The organism is Clostridium aminobutyricum, from assembly GCF_017255415.1.
In the GTDB taxonomy this organism is placed as follows: Bacteria; Bacillota; Clostridia; order Peptostreptococcales; family Anaerovoracaceae; genus Aminipila; species Aminipila aminobutyrica.
Genome location: NZ_JAFJZZ010000007.1, coordinates 38,167 through 53,323 on the forward strand (window position 1 = coordinate 38,167; position 15,157 = coordinate 53,323).

At 38.0% G+C, this 15,157-nt stretch carries 13 protein-coding genes, 7 tRNA genes, 1 pseudogene and 1 riboswitch; of the genes and pseudogenes, 3 read left to right on the forward strand and 18 right to left on the reverse strand.

Annotation, left to right across the window (positions count from 1 at the left end; all coding sequences use genetic code 11):
• Positions 1 to 88: 88 nt before the first annotated feature.
• A riboswitch (ZMP/ZTP riboswitch) is annotated at positions 89 to 175 on the reverse strand.
• A gap of 72 nt (positions 176 to 247) precedes the next feature.
• The 3 genes from JYB65_RS12510 to rbr all read right to left on the reverse strand — a co-directional run bounded on the left by JYB65_RS12510 (position 248) and on the right by rbr (position 2,855).
• The gene (locus tag JYB65_RS12510; RefSeq protein ID WP_206583031.1) at positions 248 to 1,633 is read right to left on the reverse strand and encodes an S-layer homology domain-containing protein; all 1,386 of its coding nucleotides are present in this window, start codon (positions 1,631 to 1,633) and stop codon (positions 248 to 250) included.
• A gap of 178 nt (positions 1,634 to 1,811) precedes the next feature.
• Positions 1,812 to 2,195 carry a desulfoferrodoxin family protein gene (locus JYB65_RS12515; RefSeq protein ID WP_206583032.1) on the reverse strand — a complete coding sequence of 128 codons (384 nt, stop codon included), beginning with the start codon at positions 2,193 to 2,195 and terminating at the stop codon, positions 1,812 to 1,814.
• A 117-nt stretch (positions 2,196 to 2,312) separates the two neighbouring features.
• On the reverse strand, positions 2,313 to 2,855 hold the full coding sequence (rbr, locus tag JYB65_RS12520) for a rubrerythrin (protein ID WP_206583033.1): 543 nt from the start codon (positions 2,853 to 2,855) through the stop codon (positions 2,313 to 2,315).
• 237 nt (positions 2,856 to 3,092) lie between these two features.
• Between rbr and JYB65_RS12525 the strand changes: the two genes are divergently transcribed.
• The 3 genes from JYB65_RS12525 (at position 3,093) to JYB65_RS12535 (ending at position 5,349) form a co-directional block, all read left to right on the forward strand.
• Positions 3,093 to 3,701 carry an HDIG domain-containing metalloprotein gene (locus JYB65_RS12525; protein ID WP_206583034.1) on the forward strand — a complete coding sequence of 203 codons (609 nt, stop codon included), beginning with the start codon at positions 3,093 to 3,095 and terminating at the stop codon, positions 3,699 to 3,701.
• A gap of 17 nt (positions 3,702 to 3,718) precedes the next feature.
• Entirely contained in the window at positions 3,719 to 3,871 is a 153-nt protein-coding gene (locus JYB65_RS12530; protein ID WP_206583035.1) for a hypothetical protein, read from the forward strand.
• A gap of 176 nt (positions 3,872 to 4,047) precedes the next feature.
• Positions 4,048 to 5,349 carry an ammonium transporter family protein gene (locus JYB65_RS12535; RefSeq protein WP_206583036.1) on the forward strand — a complete coding sequence of 434 codons (1,302 nt, stop codon included), beginning with the start codon at positions 4,048 to 4,050 and terminating at the stop codon, positions 5,347 to 5,349.
• Positions 5,350 to 5,428: 79 nt separating this feature from the next.
• Here the strand turns inward: JYB65_RS12535 and JYB65_RS12540 are convergent, their stop codons facing one another.
• The 15 genes and pseudogenes from JYB65_RS12540 to JYB65_RS12610 form a co-directional block, all read right to left on the reverse strand.
• Positions 5,429 to 6,049 carry a flavodoxin domain-containing protein gene (locus tag JYB65_RS12540; RefSeq protein ID WP_206583037.1) on the reverse strand — a complete coding sequence of 207 codons (621 nt, stop codon included), beginning with the start codon at positions 6,047 to 6,049 and terminating at the stop codon, positions 5,429 to 5,431.
• A gap of 81 nt (positions 6,050 to 6,130) precedes the next feature.
• A complete protein-coding gene (locus JYB65_RS12545; protein ID WP_206583038.1) occupies positions 6,131 to 8,374 on the reverse strand; it encodes a U32 family peptidase in 2,244 nt (747 codons plus the stop codon).
• 182 nt (positions 8,375 to 8,556) lie between these two features.
• The gene (locus tag JYB65_RS12550; RefSeq protein ID WP_206583039.1) at positions 8,557 to 10,293 is read right to left on the reverse strand and encodes an ABC-F family ATP-binding cassette domain-containing protein; all 1,737 of its coding nucleotides are present in this window, start codon (positions 10,291 to 10,293) and stop codon (positions 8,557 to 8,559) included.
• Between the two features lie 196 nt (positions 10,294 to 10,489).
• Positions 10,490 to 10,564: transfer RNA gene (locus tag JYB65_RS12555), tRNA-Cys, on the reverse strand.
• Positions 10,565 to 10,697: 133 nt separating this feature from the next.
• Positions 10,698 to 11,471 carry a DUF3862 domain-containing protein gene (locus JYB65_RS12560; RefSeq protein WP_206583040.1) on the reverse strand — a complete coding sequence of 258 codons (774 nt, stop codon included), beginning with the start codon at positions 11,469 to 11,471 and terminating at the stop codon, positions 10,698 to 10,700.
• A 238-nt stretch (positions 11,472 to 11,709) separates the two neighbouring features.
• Positions 11,710 to 12,219 (reverse strand): annotated as a pseudogene (locus JYB65_RS12565) (SDR family oxidoreductase); the annotation flags it as partial.
• Positions 12,220 to 12,465: 246 nt separating this feature from the next.
• A tRNA-Cys gene (locus JYB65_RS12570) sits at positions 12,466 to 12,540 on the reverse strand.
• 28 nt (positions 12,541 to 12,568) lie between these two features.
• Positions 12,569 to 12,643, reverse strand: a tRNA-Gln gene (locus JYB65_RS12575).
• Between the two features lie 22 nt (positions 12,644 to 12,665).
• Positions 12,666 to 12,741: transfer RNA gene (locus JYB65_RS12580), tRNA-His, on the reverse strand.
• Between the two features lie 46 nt (positions 12,742 to 12,787).
• Positions 12,788 to 12,864 (reverse strand) — tRNA-Asp (locus tag JYB65_RS12585).
• A gap of 12 nt (positions 12,865 to 12,876) precedes the next feature.
• Positions 12,877 to 12,952: transfer RNA gene (locus JYB65_RS12590), tRNA-Val, on the reverse strand.
• Positions 12,953 to 12,962: 10 nt separating this feature from the next.
• Positions 12,963 to 13,039 (reverse strand) — tRNA-Met (locus JYB65_RS12595).
• Positions 13,040 to 13,200: 161 nt separating this feature from the next.
• The gene (locus JYB65_RS12600; protein WP_206583041.1) at positions 13,201 to 13,413 is read right to left on the reverse strand and encodes a DUF1653 domain-containing protein; all 213 of its coding nucleotides are present in this window, start codon (positions 13,411 to 13,413) and stop codon (positions 13,201 to 13,203) included.
• 111 nt (positions 13,414 to 13,524) lie between these two features.
• On the reverse strand, positions 13,525 to 14,595 hold the full coding sequence (locus JYB65_RS12605; RefSeq protein WP_206583042.1) for a copper amine oxidase N-terminal domain-containing protein: 1,071 nt from the start codon (positions 14,593 to 14,595) through the stop codon (positions 13,525 to 13,527).
• A 154-nt stretch (positions 14,596 to 14,749) separates the two neighbouring features.
• Complete coding sequence (locus JYB65_RS12610; RefSeq protein WP_206583043.1) at positions 14,750 to 15,097, reverse strand: arsenate reductase family protein; 348 nt, start codon at positions 15,095 to 15,097, stop codon at positions 14,750 to 14,752.
• Positions 15,098 to 15,157 lie beyond the last annotated feature (60 nt).

The window sequence follows — 15,157 nt, forward strand, 5'->3', positions numbered from 1 at the left end:
AACTCCTTCTCTTCTTGTTAAACTCTTACCACTTGATGCTGCCGGAAATAATTTCCTTACTTGAATAAAAAAAGGCAGCACCACAATATGGCACTGCCCAGACGGTCGGCATTTGATCTGTCTTTGTTTCCCGGTGGTTTTGCCCCACCTCATTCCGTCAGTCGCAAAAACAGTTTATGTAAAGTTTATATCATAACTGAAATCCGTTGTCAACCAGAATGTCCAAATTCTACATATAGTTTATTTTTTATATTTTTTCCAACATATGTACATTATACAGTATATGTACCACATCTGCCCTGTTTAAATCTTTATAAGCCGTTCTTCCTTCATTGATATACCCTAATTCTACAGCTTTTTCATCTGCAGTACTATGACGGTAACCTTCTGTAACGCCAGTTGCTCGAAGTATCACGGTACAAAAATCCAGCTTCGTCGCTTGATTATTGGTGCCAAACAGATTATTTCCAACCCCTTTTATCAAACCTTTCGTCACACAATAGCCAACATATTTTTTTGCCCAATCCGGTACATCCGTAAACTTACACTGGCTCACGTATAATTCGCTGTTTGAAGCGATCTCTTTTGTCCCTCCAACCATTCTCGTCAAAAGAACAGCCATTTCGATTCTAGTCAGTTCATCTTCCAATCGAAAACCTCTGTCATCACCCATAAATAGACTTTGTTTGTTCAGCACGTTTGCTTCATAATCTTGGTCATTTCTGTAAACGACATGATAGGCATTATCCGCAACCCTTTCATCCGGATCATAAATTGGCTTGTGTCCGATTTTTTTATAAAAAGCACTTTTACTTAGCAATAAATAGTCTTCCGTAGGTTTTCCCCCAAGCGGATCATTATAAGTCACATCACAGTAGTACCACGTCCCATCTATTCGGCATCGGCTCCAGGCATGGTTGATTCCGCTTTTAGACTCCCCAATAAGGGTTTGAGCGGGAATCCCAAGTTGATCCAAAATGCTCTTGAATGCATACGCATATCCCATACAAACAGCTTCTCCATGCAATAGTGGTCCGGTATTCGACCAAAGCCACTTTTGAGTTTCTGTATTATAGTTTTTAATATACGTAGTGTTTTCCGCTAGGTATTCATTTACAAGCCGAACCATTTCCTGCTTTGAATCCGTTTCACTTCTTATGTCCTCCGCTATTTCTTTCGCTTTTTCCCTTGCGGCAACCACATCAGAAGCCTCTAGAATGGTCGTAGCAGCTGTTAACCGAGTGAGGTAGACCATTCCTTCATTTTTATATCCTCTCAATTCTCCGCTGGTTCCATTAACGGAATAATCCCTGATTTCCGTTAAAAATAAATTGATATTCGAATTATTAGCATCTGTTGCAAATTCGTCAAATTCCACTTGTCCGGTTTTGGAATCTTCCACTTGTTTTTTGCCCGGAGCTATTTGAGATTCTATTTCGGCCGTTAGCGTATCTTCGTTCGAAAAATTACCTTCCGCCAACTTTGAATTAATCTGATCGGATAAATCCATTCCCATTCTTATATATTCCAGATTGGGATTATCTGCGTTTGCCGCAAAAGCCAAACTATAATTGGTACCCACCAGCAAACAGCAGGATAATGTGGTCACTATAAGCATCTTCCGCATGAACATCTTGCCTCCCTAACGTCCTTTTTGTAAGATTATACTATATGTTACGAATTTATGGTAGTCATAAGTCATTTAAAGTAGAATGATACGGATCGGTTTATGACTATACCATTCCTACAAAAAGACCCCGAAGCAGATTGTGATATGCTTCGGGGTCTGATCTTCTTTTTATAGATTACTTTTAAACTTCTGCCTTCCATAGACCGTGTAAATTGCAATAAGCAAATACAACCACAGGCTTTTCATCGTCTACTACTAAGAACGATGCTTCAGGTGCTTCACCTGGTAATAAATTCTTTCTTTGTCCGCCTTTTTCTGTCTGTAAGTAAATCCATTCGATATAATGTTCGTCTACCATTGGATGTTCTACGCTTCCAACCTTCGCTGTGATCTTATTTCCTTCAACGGTTACTACCGGTATATGCTTTTCCACACTTGCCTCTACGGTATTGGCTACTAATTCTGTCATAGGGTCGCCACAACAGACCATAGAAACACCGGAATCGTGAATCAGTTCTACTAAGTTACCGCAATGCTTACATACAAAAAATTTCTTGTCACTCATAATGTACACCTCCGTGATCTTATTTCATATTATTAGTAAATCTTTATGCTGTAATAATACCCTATGACAGGTTGTTCAAACACAACATCTTGTATTTTTATTACCTAATATAAAGTACTATTTATAGTTCTGTGCTCTTATCTGGAAATAGGCTTGCGGATGTTCACATACAGGACAGACATGAGGGGCTTCTTTTCCAGTTAGAATATGTCCGCAGTTTGCACAATACCATTCATGTTCTGCATCCTTTTTAAATACCGAGTCATTCTGTAAATTCTTTAAAAGTGTTTTATATCTTTCGTCATGTTCCTTTTCAATAGCAGCTACCATTTCAAATAGAGTGGCAATTTTAGTAAAACCCTCTTCTTTTGCTTCTTCTGCCATTCTAGCATACATGTCAGTCCACTCGTAATGTTCGCCTTCAGCGGCTGCTTTCAAATTTTCTTCTGTAGTACCAACTCCATCGTGAATAAGCTTGTACCAAATCTTTGCATGTTCTTTTTCGTTTCCTGCTGTTTCTTCGAAAATAGCTGCAATTTGTTCATACCCTTCTTTTTTAGCTTTCGATGCAAAATAAGTATACTTATTTCTAGCCATTGATTCCCCTGCAAAAGCTTCCATCAGGTTTGCTAATGTTTTGGTTCCTTTTAAATCGCTCATTGTGTACCTCCTTGATTTTCTTTGTTTACATATTATAGCAATTTTTATAATCTATAATTACTTATTATATAAGGTTTCGATCTATTTTACATTATAATTATGTTAAATAATTTAAATAGCATCATATTATTATACTATCGGCAATTTTTTAAAGGTTTGCTGTATCTAACAATCTATGACTTTTATAGGGGAATATTTTAATTTAAACTTAGAATAATAAAAACTAGAGGTGATGTTATGAACACAAACGATGAACTTTTTACTTCCATAAATGAGCATTTATTGGGAGATGAAAAACCATCTATCTATTTGAATAAAATATGTAAGACTCCAGAGTTTAAGGTTTATCCGTTTAATATGCTTCTAGCGCTGCAAGACTCAAAGCAGTCACCGAAACATCACCCCGAAGGTAATGTTTGGAACCATACGATGTTAGTGGTAGATGAAGCTGCTAATCGCAAGTATCAAAGCAAAGATGCAGAAGTTTTCATGTGGGCAGCACTGCTTCACGATATTGGCAAGCCTCCCACAACGAAAGTTCGAAAAGGCAGAATAACCTCATACAACCACGATACGTTTGGTGCAAAACTTGCCGATGAATTTTTATCCTCACTTGATGCTCCGAAGGATTTTATTGACAGCACTTGCGCATTGGTACGGTTTCATATGCATGTTCTTTATGTAATAAATAATTTGCCTTTTGGTAATGTGCAAAAGTTGAAACAATGTACTGATGTTCACGAACTTGCATTGCTTGGTCTTTGTGACAGATTAGGCAGAACCGGCTCGAGTATCAGCGAGGAAGAAAAAAATATTCAACTGTTTCTATCTAAAATACAAGAATAAGAAAGGAAGGAACGAACATGGCAAAAGCAGGAATGAAGAGACCAGACCCAAAAGAACCTCATGGGACTGAAAGTAATCATAAAACACATTTTCCTAAAAACGACGTCGACCCAGTACCCGAAATCCAAGGAAAAGCGAAAAGCGGGAAAACAAAGGCAAAACCGTTTTAATTCAATCAGTAATCAAGTGCCGGAAATATTGAATTTCCGGCATTCTTCTTAATTTTCAAAATATTTCGTGTTTCAAACCTTTTTATTGGTGCTCCGTTTACAAATCCAGTTGGTGGGAGTATAATTCGCAATGTAAACATTTTTCTACAAATTAAGAGTTTTAAAGGAGTAACCAAATGTCTAAAATTCAAAGTGAAGGAGTTGTTTTAGCGAAAAATAGCGCTAAAAATGTGCCCTTCCTGCTAATCGCACTGATTTTTTTTATTTTTATCGGCATTGCCTTTTGCCCTGCATTCAATGAAAATGTAGCCCATAGCATCGCCGCACTTACCGGAGGTGCTGATTCAGAAACATCAGCACAAGCACAGACTATTTTCGAGATTCTGCAGTATAACCGTTCCATTCACATCCTTGCGATGTTACTGCTCGGTTTTGGATTCTTGATGTGCTTCGTCAGAGGTCATGGATTCAGTTCCATAACAGCGACGCTTCTGGCTGTAAGTGTTTCTATTCCTGTATATATGCTTTTCAAGAGTTTTATAGGGGAAGAATCTGCACTTAGTATTGAAGCATTTCTATTTGCAGAATTCTGTGCTGCCAGCTTATTGATTACAATCGGAGCACCGCTCGGGCGCCTCAAGATGGATCAATATTTATTACTTGGTGTACTTTTTGTCCCTATTTATTTCTTCAATGAATGGCTTGTCCTCGAAAGCGGTTATTTCGAAGGCTTCTTAGACACAGGCGGAAGTGTTCTGATTCATGCATTTGGAGCATATTTCGGTCTGGGTGTGATCACTGGTACCTATAACAAATTCAAAAATGGAAACCCATGTGACAATGATTCTACAAGTAATCAGTTTTGTCTGCTCGGGAGTTTAATTCTTTGGGTCTTTTGGCCTTCTTTCACCAGTGCCATCGCTGCACCTGACCGAATAGTATTAACTGCTATCAATACTATTTTTGCACTTTGCGGCGCAACCATTGCCACCTATATCTTCTCCAAATTGATTCGCGGCCATATTGATGTAGAGGATATTGCAAATGCGGCTCTTGCCGGAGGCGTAGCGATTGGTTCAACCTGTGATCTGGGAAATCCTGGCATGTCAATGCTCATCGGGATTGCTGCCGGTGCATTAAGTACTTGTGGGTTCAGCATCATTGCACCAAAAGTTCAAAACCTTATCAAGGGGACCGATACCTGCGGCGTTCATAATCTGCACGGTATGCCCGGTCTTTTAGGCGGATTATCTGCTATTATCATTACAGGCAACGTAGGCATTCAGCTATTCGGTATAGTTACCACGGTTGTTATCGCCTTCGTAGGCGGGAAAATAGCCGGTATCATTATTGGATTACTGGGAACGAAGAGTGCACTCTATAGTGATGCAGATGAATTTGAAGAATTAGAATATACAAAAATACATGCCGTTAATTCTAATGCTGCTCATACTAAAAAAGCCAAGAAAACTTCATAAAGTCGTAACGGATACATATAAAAGCGATAGACGAAAACGTCTATCGCTTTTTAACTATAACAAAGAATTTGCAACGGTTCTATTCATTTATATACTTTATGATAGGTTCAATATTTTTTTCATTAGTGAAGTCCACAGGATGGGTATAACTCCTCAGCATACCCCGCTCATCAGCTGTCAGCACTTTTTTTCTTTTTAATTTTAGTTTAAGCAGATTCATCAATATTTTATCAAAAGGAGTTAGCGTTTCATAATTAAATCCGCCTCGAAGCATGAAAAATTGAATGCTTTCCTGCTGTTGCACATTTAAATTCTTGTTTCTTACTTCCTCCACGATTTCATCTCGAACCGGTGTGGCTCCTAAACAAAACACCGCTATTTTCTTATCCTTCAGATTGGAATAATTCTTTGTGATCAATTTCAACCCATTTATTCCTCCTGCGTAAAGGCCTCCTCCAAAAACGATCGTATCATAGTGCAGCAAATCCTCTGCTTTCGTTTTTTTACCAATTAATAAATCTGCTTGCACGGCCTTTGCGATCCACCTTGCATATTTCTGGGTGAACCCTGATTTTGAATTATATATTACCGCAATTTTATTTGGATTTGCATTATCATTTATTTGCACCAAAATAACCCCCTCAAGATAAACTTGATCTTTGAACCATTTATGTTCCAATTCATATAAAAAATCGTACATGCAAAAACTCCAAACCTGTTATACAACAAGCTTAGAGCTTTTACGCTTGAAGTCGACACCCATATTTGAACTGGGATTTCCCTACAAAATCTCTTTATTAAAATGTCCTCTTGTGTCTGTTTCCTTATTAAAGACAGCTTTATCCACTCCGCCATTTAATTTGCTTAAGGCCTTATGGATGGTTTTCACAACCTGCTCTTTTGATTCAACTGTAAAGTTTAATCTGAATGCCTCGATTCCTTTTATACTTGGTAGCTCATCTAAAAGATTAAGTGTCTTCCCGTTAAGAATCGTCGTTGTACAATCATCATGGCAAATGATAGGGAAGGTTCCGTGCTCATCTTTTAACTCATAGCTCGACCTTTTGCAAATACCACACTGATTCATTTTTTTCAGCGGACAATATTTTGTAAACAGCAAAGGAGCCTTACCATATACAATCATTTCTAGCGCAGGATAGCCGTCATTTTCTTCATAATAGGCATGAATTAAATCTTCAATTTGTCTCTTATTCAATTCATAAGATAAAGTTACTCGTTTCGCACCTAATCGATATAATTCATAACAACTAGCAGAATTAACAACATTTAGAGAATAGTCCGTCACAAAAGGATTCGTTTTTCTGTAGTGATAAATTCCGCCATATCCTCCGATTAGCAGCTGCCCTTCTTTTTCCTTATAATCGTTCTGGTTTCTTCTAACAACGTTTTCAAAATAGATTTCCTTCATTCCACAGCTCACGCACGCATCATACTGTTCCTTATTCGTTACAGAGGCCGTAAGGCATGGTTTTTCAGGGTCAAAACTTATTTTTTCTTTTGCTTTCAACGCCTTGGTTCTTTTCTTTTGACTGTTAAGCTTTAAGTCATATAAGCCCTGTACAAGTTCTCTTCTTGCTGCATTTAACAGTTTAGCTGGAACAAATGCATTGCATTCCTCAAAATCTACATGATTCAGTTCGAATATGGTATCATTTAATCTTGAAAATTGCTTTATTACCTGCTCTTTTGTTGTTGGATTATTAATTGCGACCCCTAGTATTTCCTCGCTTTCATATAAATAATTAAAGCCTAAACCCGATCCATCTATGATCAGCTTTGAATCTGGGTATGCATACACGCTAATATCTAGGTTAAAACGCTTACATTCTTTTTCCAGTGATGATTCTAACTCTTTGTAATAGGAATAATCCTTCGTTATATATACTACATCACCCTTAGACAGCTTTTCTTTGATTTTAATATAGCAGACATCATCTGCTTTGTTGATTAAATTGTCCTCTTTATCATACAGTTTTACAACCGTTAAATTAACATCTTCATTGTTATGACTTATTCTGATGATATCGTTTTGATGTAAGGTCTTCGTAAGTGTTATTTCAACCATGTCATTAGCAAGCTTGCTGATTCGGCCAATTTCATAACCAAAGTTATTGGGTCTTAAAATGTTTGTAATATCTTTCTGATCTTCGTGAAACAAATATCCTTTCGTAAAGGTTCTATTGAATGTTTTGTTCAGATTTTCTTTATCTTCTTCGGTTATTTTATGATCTAAAGCCATGCGATAGGTTGATACAACATTGGCAACATACGCAGGCTCTTTCATTCGGCCTTCTATTTTTAAAGAATCAATTTCTTTTAAATCATGGATATAATCGATGGTGTTTAAGTCCTTAGCAGATAGAATGTAGTTTTTCCCTAAAGCTGTATCTGTTGTCTTATCCATCAGTTCATACTCTTTACGACAGGAGCCAACACACCTCCCCCGATTCCCGCTTCGATAGCCGATTAATCCGGACATGAGACAGTTTCCAGAATAAGATACACATAAAGCACCGTGAACAAAAATTTCTACAGGTATTTTAGCGATTCTTTTTATCTCTTTTACTTTTTCAATCTCAACCTCACGGGCCAAAACAACCCTTTTCGCACCAAGTTCTTTCAATAATAAAGTCCCATCTAAATCGTCTATTCCCATTTGAGTGGAACAATGGGCCTCCATATCAAGAAAGTTTTTAACGATATAATCGAGAGCAGCCAGATCCTGGACGATAATTCCATCCACACCGATTTCATTTAATTCGTGCATCTGCGCTTTCATCTCTTCTACTTCGTTTTCGAAAACGATGGTATTCATTGTTACATAGATTTTAACATTCCTCAGGTGCGCATATGCAACAGCCTCTTTTAATGATTCTAAATCAAAATTACAAGAGTATGCACGTGCGCCAAATTTTTGCATTCCTAAGTATATTGCATCACAACCATTAGAAATTGCAGCTTTTAAAGCTTCCATATTTCCTGCTGGTGCTAATAATTCAGTCATTTTTTCCTCCGTACTACTAGTGTATCGTTCATCAAATAACTGGGTGAATTACGCTTGATAAACTTTCATAGGTGACGTTCAAAAAACGTAGGCGTAGTGATGCTACGACGAGGCTTTTTGGATGTTGCATATGGGAGTTTAGACAAGTAATTAATCCGGTTAATTTGTGAACGTTACACTAACTATTCTGCGCTAAGTGCTTCTAACTGGCTGCAAAGTTTTTCTACAGTGTTCAGCTCATTCTTTTTAAAGGCTAATGTAATATTGGCTTCCAATTCTTGTTTTTTCTTGTCTATTTCTAAATACTTCTGATCGAAATATTTATCATATACCATTTTACGGAAAGAACGTGTACGCAACCGTCTAATGGTGTTGCCTTCTACAAGTAAAACGTAATCCGCACAGTTCGCTACAAGATAGAAATCGTGGCTTACCATGAGTACAGCCCCTTTATAGTCGGAAATGGCTTTTTCCAGCGCCATTTGTGCGTAAATATCCAAATGGCTAGTGGGTTCATCAAGAATAAGAAGTTCTGCATTTGTACTTGCAATCATCGCAATTTGGAGCAAATTCTTTTCTCCACCAGATAACTGACCTACCTTCTGCTTTAAGGTATCCCCTTCCAAACAATATTTCCCGAGATACTCACGGATGCTTTCCCTTGTCTCAAAACCTACGTTTTCCATAACCTCGTATACCGTTTTTGTTTCATCTATATTTTCGCCCTGAAGCTGAGACAAACAGGCATAGCTTATATTCTCATCGATATGGATGGAAGGATGGTTATTCTTTAAGATATCCCGCATTAAAGTCGTTTTTCCTGTGCCATTTGCACCAACGATGGCTACTTTTTCGCCAGCCAGTAATTCAACATTGATATTTTCCAATAAGCTTTCTTCAAATGAAACATTGTAATTGGTAATGCTTAAAACAGGTTGCTCTGTTTCAACTTCTATTGCCGGAAGTTCAATCGTTGGCTCACGCAGTTCAATAAAAGGGGCCTTAATTTGTCTCGCACGCAAACGATCCAGTTGTGTTTGCTTTGCATTTACGGCGCTTCCAATAACAGGATTGACAAGTATCGTCGCTCTTGTGCGCAGAATATCAACCATTTTCTCCGTACGCTCAATTTCTTCCTGATCTTCCATACTCATCTGTTTAAGTTTTAATTTTTCCTTTAACTGGGCTGAGCGATATTCTGTATAATTACCATCATATTCCTGAATATCCCCGTTCTCTAAGTGTAAAATCTTATTAAAACAATGATTCAATAAATAGCGGTTATGTGTAACAACTAATAATGTACCATCATAACCATTAATCAACTGACAAAGTCTATTCAAGTTTTCAAAATCAAGAAATACATCCGGTTCGTCCAAAACAAGAAGGTTTGGAGATAATAGCATTTCTCTCATAATCTGAAGGTTTTTATACTCTCCACCGCTAAGTTGTGAGACCTTTGTTTCTTCTAATTCACGCATACCGGCTACATATAGCTGTTTACGGATATTGTTTGCATAATGTTCTCCGTCCATGGCCTCAAAGGCATCTAAAAGAGCCTGATATTTCCCAAATAACGGCTCCACCTCCTCAGCCACTGCCATTTCTTCACATACAGCAGCTGTCACTTGCTGATTTTCCACGAACCGCTCACTTAGATATTCAAAAACAGTGCATTCCTGCTCTTTATCTCTCACAACAAACTGGCTGGCATAACCGATACGGCAACTTTCATCTTTGATTATCTTTCCATCGTACAAATACTTATCCGGATGAATCATCATATCAACAAGAGTTGATTTTCCCGCACCATTGCTTCCAATAAAAGCGCAATGCTGTCCCATTTTCAATGTAAACGAAACCTCTTTATATAAATCTTTTGCAGGAAAACCATAGGAAAGTTTTTCTACTTGAATCATTTTTGTTATCCTCTTTTCTAAAAAATTTTATCTGAATTTGTCACAGTAGAATTATAACAATTCACACTGCATAACACAAGAAAAGTTGCCAAAACAATGACATCTGCTTTAGGATAGTGCAACCAGTTGCAACCATAACAAAAAACAAATAAAAAACTCTAAACCCGTCAAATTCAATGTGTTTAGAGTTCAACTTTGGAGGCGACACCCAGATTTGAACTGGGGAATAAAGGTTTTGCAGACCTCTGCCTTACCACTTGGCTATGTCGCCATTAATACTGGAACAATTCATTTTATTCAAAAATATATAAGATATGATATCTTGTTTTTATTATATAACTGAATAACAAAGAAAACAATATGAAAGAGAGCAGCTTTTGCTGCTCTCTCCATCATGGTATCACTCACTTTAAATTGAATTGCGCTTTTACTTGAAGGCTATCTCCTTGAAAGGTCAAATTAGCGTTTGCACCGTCTTTGTTAATCCACGCGTACATCGTTGTATCTATACCCATTATTTCCGACTGTGAGAGTATCTGACCTTCGCCTAAAATAGCTTTTGCTTGCGCATAAGTCATTCCTTCCCGAACTTGATTGTACTGATCCAGGGTGATTTCTTCAGCGGACTCCTGTAAGCCCATTTGCGCTTTGGTCGTGATCTCATCATCCTGAATAATGATATTTAAACTGGACAATCCGGGTCCTTTCCAGCTATACATCACTGTTTTGATTCCTGCAATGTCATTGGAGGATTCTTCCGTTCCTTCTTCTCCTAATATAGCAACAACATCTGAATAGCTAGAACCCATATTAATTTTTAGAAAATTGTCATAGGTCACTTTATCCTCGCTGATATCAGAAGTTGATTGCTCACTTGAATCCGGCTGCACCGTTGACGTTGAAGCCTGCCGGTCACCTGAATTCTCCTTATCTCCGCCGCCGCTAATCACTCCTATAATACCAAGAAGAACTACAACCGCAACTGCTATCCATATACCTTTGCCTTTCTTTTTTTCAGGCTGGTTTTGTGCTGTTGTTCTTATCCCTTCAATCGTTTCTTCCACCTTTGCAGTATCGTTATCATCAACGATTACAGCATTCTCTGTACTGGCTTTGCATATCAAACACTCTTTATCATCATCACTTAATTTGTTTCCGCATGTTTTACAAATCTTCATCTTTTCCCTCCATCTCTTATATTAATATTTTACAAATTATTCCATTATTATTAATATATCACTATATTGTAAAAATGTAAACACCTCGTACTTTTTAAATTATTTCCTGTTTCTATTTTTATGACAAAAAGATTCCAATATCTATAAGATATTGGAATCTTAAAGGCGGTATCCCTTATGGCACACCGTAATCCAAGTAATTCTCTTGAGCTTCTTGATTCTACTATATATATTAAAATTAAGAATTGGTGGATTGCCCACCATCCACATGAAGCACTTGACCAGTTACAAAGCGCGAATCATCAGAAGCTAAATAGACATATGTAGGTGCTAGCTCAAACGGTTGACCCATACGCATCATCATATTATCCTCTGGCAATGCAGTTTGATCTGCAGAAAAACTAGCTGGGATCAAAGGCGTCCAAATCTTACCTGGGGCTACGGCGTTAACTCTTATTCCTTTAGGAGCAACACTTCGGGCTAAAGCACGTGTAAATCCGACTATGGCCCCTTTTGTAGCGGTATAATCAATAAGCTGATTTTCACCAACATAAGTCACTACAGATGTTGTACCTATAATTGAACTTCCTGGTTTTAAATACGGGAGTGCCGCTTTTGTTGTATAAAAATGAGAATATATGTTCACTTTAAAGGTCTGATCGAACTGATCCTCACTGATATCTAAGAGACTGAGTTGTTGAAATTGGATGCCTACGTTATTACATAAAACGTCTAGTTGCCCAAAGGTTTACAAGTAGCAATTGGGCGTCTAAGCTCAATTGGTAAAACATTCCCTCACTTCCTTCTCTTTAATCTGATTCATCTTTCTATGTTATTACAATATATTCATATAATGTAATCTTATCCTGTGTAATTAAGAGAGGACACTAAAAAATAAAAAAAGCCTCGCTAGGCTTAGTTATTGCAGATAATGTAAAATTCAGCAAATAAAAAAGGAATCCGGTTTCTATTCGAAACTGATCCCTCAATTTTTTGGAGGCGACACCCAGATTTGAACTGGGGAATAGAAGTTTTGCAGACTTCTGCCTTACCACTTGGCTATGTCGCCATACACCGGCCGTTTGACCGGCTTTTGTTGGCTAGGGTAGCAGGATTTGAACCTGCGCATGATGGAATCAGAATCCATTGCCTTACCGCTTGGCGATACCCCAATGTTCATTTAAATCTTTTAAATGGGGTGGATAGTGGGATTTGAACCCACGCATACAGGAGCCACAACCCTGTGTCTTAACCACTTGACGATACCCACCATGTCATATTCTACCATTTCATCTGCACTTTTTTATATTTAAAAGTGGCGACCTGGATCGGGCTCGAACCGACGACCTCCAGCGTGACAGGCTGGCATTCTAACCAACTGAACTACCAGGCCGCATAAATAAAATGGTGGGCGTTATAGGGCTCGAACCTATGACCCTCTGCTTGTAAGGCAGATGCTCTCCCAGCTGAGCTAAACGCCCATTTTAAAAATGGTAGCGGCGAGTGGATTCGAACCACCGACCTTCCGGGTATGAACCGGACGCTCTAGCCAACTAAGCTACACCGCCATGTCTTCCACATTTCTGCCGTCAACATTTAATATATTAGCAGTTTATTTGAGAACTGTCAACAACTTTTTCGCATATTTTCATTTTTTTTGCATATATTGTATATGGCATTTTTCCATACACTCTCACATGTGTATATTTCAACCTTTTCATAATCAGGCTTACTCGATCCATTCGAATCGTTTATAGATTTTCCCCTCTTTTTCAACCAGATCATTCCACATCGATTTTGGTCTGACCCAAATTCCTCTCTCCCCATAAAGAGCTTGATACACCACCATCAGTTCAAGCGTCTCCGAATGAGTCGCCAGAGAAAGAACCTGATATTCCTGGCCTTTATAGTGCTTATATTTTCCCAATTTTATATCATCCATTTTATCCTCTTTTTTCACATTTATACTCTGATTTAATTCTCTTATTAAATACCTGATAGAGCCAAGCTTCAATTAATTCGTATAGATTTACTTCCAGCTTATCTTTTATTATCAATCCACATGTAACACCGTTACTTCTTTTTCAGCATATTCCTCTGGAATTTTACCGATTTTCCAGCCTGTACTTGTCGTTTCAATATAATAGTATCTTGAACCATCTTGTTCATAATAAGTACCCTTTAAGTTGTCCGCACCTTTGATCCCTACTGCCATGTGATCATCATATTCCAACATGACTGCGCCATATCCCAATTGTCTCAAAAGAGAAACCAATAAAATACTGGTGTCTTCACAATCACCACCTCGATCGTATAAGGTTTCCAACGGAAATTTCGGGTATTCATCGTAACCGGTTGTCTCATAATCCGAGGTGTATTCAAAGCTCTGTACAAAGCACACCATCAAATTGACCATATCCCAATCACTCATATTATTTTCTTCTGCCGTTTTCTTAAAAACATGAGCTAATTCATTCAGGAATTCATCATCGTACGTATCATTTACATAGTAAGTATATCCAATGATTCGATTCCGGTCCATGCTCTTATACCTGTCATAAATAGGGGTTGATAATGCCAGCTCATAGCTCCAAATGGATCCGGCCGGATATTCCCATTGATAGGAAACCGCTTTATAGCTTTCATCGGTATCTTGTGACAAGGCCAGATTTCGCTGCTGATTCCAATTTCCATCGGAATCAACGATAACTGCTTGCGATGTCTTATCCCACTCTACGGAGGCACCAAAGGCCTCTAACACAGCTCTGATTGGCAGATAGGTTCTTCCGTCTTTGATAATAGCCTGTGTATCATTTTCTACCGATGTACCATTTATCCAAATATTGTTTTGTCCGATCGGAACACATACGAGAATACCATCCTTCTGGGCATAAGCCAGTTTTTGACTATTGTCCCATGTGACTTGACAACCGAAGCTCTCCAGCGTAACGCGAAACGGAACCAATGTCCTGTTATACTGATCAATAAATGGGCTTCCTGTATTCTGTGAAAAGGATATATTCTTTCCATCCATGTTGATATTAATTGTAGATGAAGCTGCTGCGCCTGTGCTGCAAAACAATAAGATAAAAACGGTAATGCCGACTACTATGTATTTTTTCATTATTTCTCGCCTTTCAGTCATTAATCCCTTCCAAAATACACCACCTATTTTCCTTAACATTATACACCTTGTTTTAATCATTACACAATAGATTCAAAACAAAACACATGAAAGTCCATTGTCTCTCATGTGTTCTCTTCAACCTATTTCGATCTTATAAATGTTCTTCCCACTCGGATTGTTTAAAACCTACTAATATCAAATCCTCTGCAATCAATAAGGGTCTTTTTACCAGCATACCGTCACTGGCTAAAAGCCGAAGCTGCTCCTCCTCTGACATAGTAAGCAGTTTATCTTTCAAGTTCAGTTCCTTATACTTTAACCCACTTGTATTAAAAAATCTTTTTAACGGAAGCTTGCTCCATTGATGCCATTGCTTCAATTCGTCATATGTAGGCCTACCTTCTTTTATATCCCTCCATTCATATTCTTTTCCGTTTTCGTCCAGCCATCGCTTGGCTTTTTGACAGGTTGTACATTTAGGGTAGCAAACAAACAGCATACCTTTTCTCCTTTCATATGTTGATAAATATAATATTACCACTCCATTTGAATTTAAACA